This is a genomic window from Polaribacter sp. (assembly GCF_965656025.1).
Classification (GTDB): Bacteria; Bacteroidota; Bacteroidia; order Flavobacteriales; family Flavobacteriaceae; genus Polaribacter.
In genome coordinates this window covers 45,241-50,208 of record NZ_CBFHJT010000014.1, presented here as the reverse complement: position 1 = coordinate 50,208, position 4,968 = coordinate 45,241, and the positions used below count along the sequence as shown (strand labels likewise).

The following is a 4,968-nucleotide window of genomic DNA, read 5'->3' as shown; positions in this document are numbered from 1 at the left end:
AGGGTTTGGGTAAATGTGAATTTTATCCACAGGAAAATTAGTAACGTTTAAAGCAGCACAAGTGTTTGCAGTAAATTTTTGGAAAGTTCCTAAATCCCAAAAATGATCAAATTGTAAGCAATAAAAAAAGAGTTTATCAAATTTAGTAATGTCTTTTCCTTCAGGAATTGAAGCGGTTAAGGTTTGTGCACCACTAGCTTGAGTTAATCCAATTTCTATATAATTTAAATTACTGATAAAGGTAGTTGTTAGTTCAGCATCCGTTTTACCATCAGAAACCACTAAAAATGCACGAACATCAGGACCTGGAGTGGTGCTAAAGTTAGTGCCTAATTGTAAGGTAATTGTGTTGTTGCTATTTAGTGTTAAACTTACATCACCATTGATGTGGTAGGAAGGGCCATCAGGACTATTACCAAAACCACCAACATTTTCTGTACATTGTGCATTAATTTGTACCAAGTTGAAACTTAAAAAAGCAAAAAGTAAAAGTGTTTTCATAGTGTATTATTTAGCGTTGATAAACGTTTGCATAATTTCTGGGATGTTTTCAATATCCTCATATACATCTATGTCGTTTTTAAACGCTAATAATTTCACTTTTTTATCATTTAAATCTGTTAAAGTCGCTTTTCTAACAGTTTCGGTACCCCATTCTTTGTTTTTAAAGACCTTTTCTTGTAGCGAATTCATCCCTAATAAATAGTAGCCACCATCTTCTGCAGGACCAATTACCACATCATTTTTGTCTAATGCTGTAAAGGCATTTTCAATATTTTTTGAGGATAAATCGTATAAATCACTCCCAATGATTAATACTTTTTGGTAGCCAGCTTTAAAGCCGTTTTTAAAAGCATTTAACATTCTAATGCCTAAATCTTCTCCAAATTGTTGGTGTTTTTGGAAGGTGTTTGCATCCCAAATATCATTTTCTCTAATTTTTACAGAATAGTACACAGCTTTGTCTGCATTTTTAACTGCTGACGCAATATTTTTGGTTCTTTCTAATAAAAATTTATAGATTTCTAAAGCTGTTTCATCGCCCACTGTTTTTGCCAAACGTGTTTTGGCTTTGCCTAATTCTGGGTTTCTGGTAAATATGAGTAAAAGATTTTTATGCATGAATTTTTATTTCTACGAGTTAAACTGGTATATTATTATTTAGTTTTTATGCAAGAGATTTCTCCTTTCGTCGAAATGACATTGTTAGATTTTTAACCAACAACTAACAATTAATACACTTTCTTCCCTTTTTTTAACCATTTGCCCCAATCTTTGTTAAAAGCATGTACTTTCTCTGTGGTGTTTCCTAGAGTATCGACCACTTTAAAATTGGCATTTTTCCATTCAAAAATACCTCCATATAAATTATATACATTGGTATAACCAGCCTCAATGATTTTATGTGCAACTGTTTCTGAACGAATACCTAAAGAACAATACACTACTATTTTAGTGTTTTTGTCTTTGGGCAATTTTCGTAAGGTTTCTTTGAGTTTAAATTTGTCATACCCTACAAAAAGAGCACCTTTAAGATGACTGACTTTGTATTCTTTTTCTTCTCTTGCGTCTAGCAAAATAGCTTCTGTTTTTGGTAGTGCCAAGGTTTCTACAGACATGTAGGGTACATTTCTGGTATTCCATTTATTGAGTAGTTTGTCCAACTTTTTTTGAGCCGAAACAGAAGCTGAGACTAATAAAAGGAGTAGAAATATTTTTTTCATTGTATTGATTTTATAATTGAATGCCAAAACCTTGCAAACCAGATTCTATGGCTGGTAAAATTTCTGTGTTATCCCAAATGCCAGTTACAATAGTTCTTGAATATTCTTCTGGTAACAACCCATTTTGCATTAATTTACTGGTTAATTTATAGTTGTAATCTAAGGTTGCATGTGTAAAGTTAAAACTATTATTTGAATCATCTAAAATGGCATACCAAACTGAAGGGTTTCCATCATTTGCAGGCATACCAATCACTCCAGGATTTAACCAGGTTTTATGTTCTTCTTGATGATGAAATGGCAATCCACAATGCCCTGCAATGATTACATCACTATTTGTGGCTTTAAAATTTGGTTTTTTGAGGTTCCAATCGGTAGATTTAAAAATAAATTCTGATATATTAAAATACGAACCGTGAACAACAGTAGTCCTTTTATTAGCATATGTAAAAGTGATGTGGTTTGGTAAGGTTTTTAAAAATTCTAACGAATTTTTACTCAATTTGCTTTGTGCATAAGGATACCAAAGTTGCGAGAAACCATCGCATCTAGAACCTTCTCTAAAATCACAACCACAATCTGAAGCGTTTTCTCTCAACTGAATTTCTACATTGCCCACAATACTTTTTACACCCCATAATTTAAACAGTTGAACAGTTTCTTCTGGTTGTGCACAATACCCAACAATATCACCCGTACAAATACAGTTTTCTGGAGCAATATTTTCTTTTTCAGCAATTTGTTTTAAGGCTTCTAAAGCTTGCAAATTGCTATACACACCACCAAAAAGCAGTATTTTTCCTGATATTTTGCCTAAATGCTCTATTTTTTGATCCATTTTGGAATAAAATATAAAATGATACAACTAAAAATTCCCCAAAGATTTACCCAAAGTAAACTGGCATATTTTCCTTTTGTAAAAATTAATGATTTTGGAAAGGCATCAAAAACTAATAGTATTCCGAAAATCAATCCACAAATAACAGATAAATAAAAGCTGCTTTTTGGCACTTTGTATTTCCAAAAAATAAAAATGGGCGTTAACCCAATAACCATAGTTCCAGATATCGTGGTTGCAGACAAAATTTCTGCATTTAAAAACACAGGAATGGTACCTAAAATTGCCACAGCAATCATCGAAATCCGTCCAAAAGAAACCGATTTTCCCAAATTTAAATCTACAGCCAATAGTTTAGAAAAAGATGAAAATGTAGAGTCTAGCGTAGAGGCGGCAGAGGTAATCATGATAAAATTAATGACTAATAAAATTACAACTCCAAAGGCTTTACCCACTTCTACAGCAGCTTGACCTTGCATACCTTGGGTTTTTGCATACACACCAATTAAACTAAAAAAAACAATACAAATTGCCCCTAAAATACTGGCCCATAAAAAACTTTTACGGGTTACTTTTGGCGAACTGATAAAGCCTCTATCCGTTAAAACAGGGTCGTGAAAAGGATAGCTAAAGGATTGCAGCAATGCTGCAAAAAAGAGGTTTAACCCGAGTTCAAAACTCCAAGTGCCAGAGGTTGCTATTTGTTTAGATGAAAAATCATTGGTAGAAAAAATAGTGCTTAAAATGATGATTAAGAGTATGGAAAATAAAACCATTTGAATGACATCTGTAAAAATGGAACTACTTAAACCGCCTTTAACCGCATAACTTAATGTTAAGAGTGTAAAGATGATAATAGCCCAATAGTAAGATGAACTTCCCATTTCTCCGAAGTAACTTCCGATCACCATGGTGTTGCTCCAAACTTCATTAAAAAGTCTAAAAGCAATCAAAATTGAAAAAATAGCCATGGCATTTCTTCCAAATTTTGAAATCAAAAACTCATGGATACTTTTAAAATTTCCTTTAGTTCTTAGCTGATAAATAATGATACCTGCTACAGCAAAAGACAAATAATAACCTGCATATGCAACACCACCCACCAAACCAAAATCTAAACCAAGGTTTGCTGCGTTTGTGATGCTTTTTGCAAAAATCCAAGAGATGATTAAACTACCTGTTAATACCAAGGTATTAGGTGCTTTTTTTTTGTGTACAGCTTTAAAAAACTGATCTGTTGTTTTCGCTAAAGGTGATAAGAAAAATAATATCAAACTTGATATTAAAATTAATCCCCATTGATAGTTTATTATTTCCATAAATTTATATAGAAGTTCCTTCAGATTTTTAAAATCTGAAGGAGCTAATTTTACTCATTCCACCAAACTTTTACATTCAAACTATTACCATCTGTGGCATTTTCTGCCACTTTGTAATTTTCTTGATTTAGGGTTGCAGCTTCGGCTGGGTAGGGCATTCTAACAGGAATTAACCCATTATTTAAACTTGCCGCAACATTTTTAAGCACAGGAAAGCCTGTTCTTCTAAATTCTGTCCAACCTTCATAGCCGTTTATAATATTTGCAATCCATTTTTGCGTAATAATCTGTTGTAAAGGTGATGTGCCAACTGCATTAAAAGCCGCATTTCCTGTTAAATAATCTGTAGGCATAGTCGTTTGCCAATACTCAAAGGCTAAGGCAACTCCATTTTCGTATAAGTTTTGTGCATTGGCAGTTATCAATCCTTTTTGTGCAGCTTCTGCTAAGAAAAAAGAGGTTTCCCAAGCGGTCGCAAAATTAGCATCTAAAACTGAGGTATCTTCTCTAAAAGCTGTGCCAGATAAAGAATAATCTGCAGGTGTTATCGATGTACTTGTAGCATCTACACCATTTAGCAATCCTTTATAAGTGGTAGTAGTTGCATTGGCTACTGGCTTAAAAAAAGTACCCATTCTAGTATCATTTAAATTGTCTAAAACTTCTTCCATAGTTTCAGAAAGAACAAAGTTGTTAAAATCTCCAACTCTTAACTGTGCCAAACGAAAATTATTGGGTTCTGAATTGGTAAAATTAAAAACTGCATTTTGACTATTGGTAGTGATGTAATTGCTACTCGCAAAAATAGCTTGTAATTGAGAAGCTACATTTACTTTGTCAGAAATACGCATTAAATATTTAATTTTTAATGAATTTGCAAAACGAACCCAAGCATTTAAATCGCCCTGAAATAAAATATCGCCTTCTAATTGAATGGAACCTCCATAAGCATTTATGGCAGCAATCCCTTTATCTAAATTATCTAAAATACCATTTTCGTTTTGATAAATATCTTCTTGTAAATCGTATTTCGGAGTTACCGTACCTTCCACACCATTAAAGGCTTCATAATAGGGTACATCTCCAA

At 33.0% G+C, this 4,968-nt stretch carries 6 protein-coding genes; all 6 read right to left on the bottom strand.

Annotation, left to right across the window (positions count from 1 at the left end; translation table 11 throughout):
• Positions 1 to 501 (bottom strand): DM13 domain-containing protein (locus ACTG3S_RS04325; RefSeq protein WP_439128143.1); only part of this gene is annotated, 501 nt, incomplete at its 3' end.
• A gap of 6 nt (positions 502 to 507) precedes the next feature.
• The gene (locus ACTG3S_RS04320) at positions 508 to 1,122 is read right to left on the bottom strand and encodes a TIGR04282 family arsenosugar biosynthesis glycosyltransferase (protein WP_439128142.1); all 615 of its coding nucleotides are present in this window, start codon (positions 1,120 to 1,122) and stop codon (positions 508 to 510) included.
• A gap of 110 nt (positions 1,123 to 1,232) precedes the next feature.
• Positions 1,233 to 1,724: a rhodanese-like domain-containing protein gene (locus tag ACTG3S_RS04315; RefSeq protein ID WP_439128141.1), complete on the bottom strand. Its 492-nt coding sequence runs from the start codon at positions 1,722 to 1,724 to the stop codon at positions 1,233 to 1,235.
• 10 nt (positions 1,725 to 1,734) lie between these two features.
• Positions 1,735 to 2,562, bottom strand: a complete 828-nt coding sequence (locus tag ACTG3S_RS04310) for a metallophosphoesterase family protein (RefSeq protein WP_439128140.1) — start codon at positions 2,560 to 2,562, stop codon at positions 1,735 to 1,737.
• Positions 2,547 to 3,881: a sodium:solute symporter family transporter gene (locus ACTG3S_RS04305; RefSeq protein ID WP_439128139.1), complete on the bottom strand. Its 1,335-nt coding sequence runs from the start codon at positions 3,879 to 3,881 to the stop codon at positions 2,547 to 2,549. The genes ACTG3S_RS04310 and ACTG3S_RS04305 overlap by 16 nt, the downstream gene beginning before the upstream one ends.
• 50 nt (positions 3,882 to 3,931) lie before the next feature.
• Positions 3,932 to 4,968: SusD/RagB family nutrient-binding outer membrane lipoprotein (locus ACTG3S_RS04300; RefSeq protein ID WP_439128138.1), on the bottom strand; the 1,037-nt coding region annotated here is incomplete at its 5' end.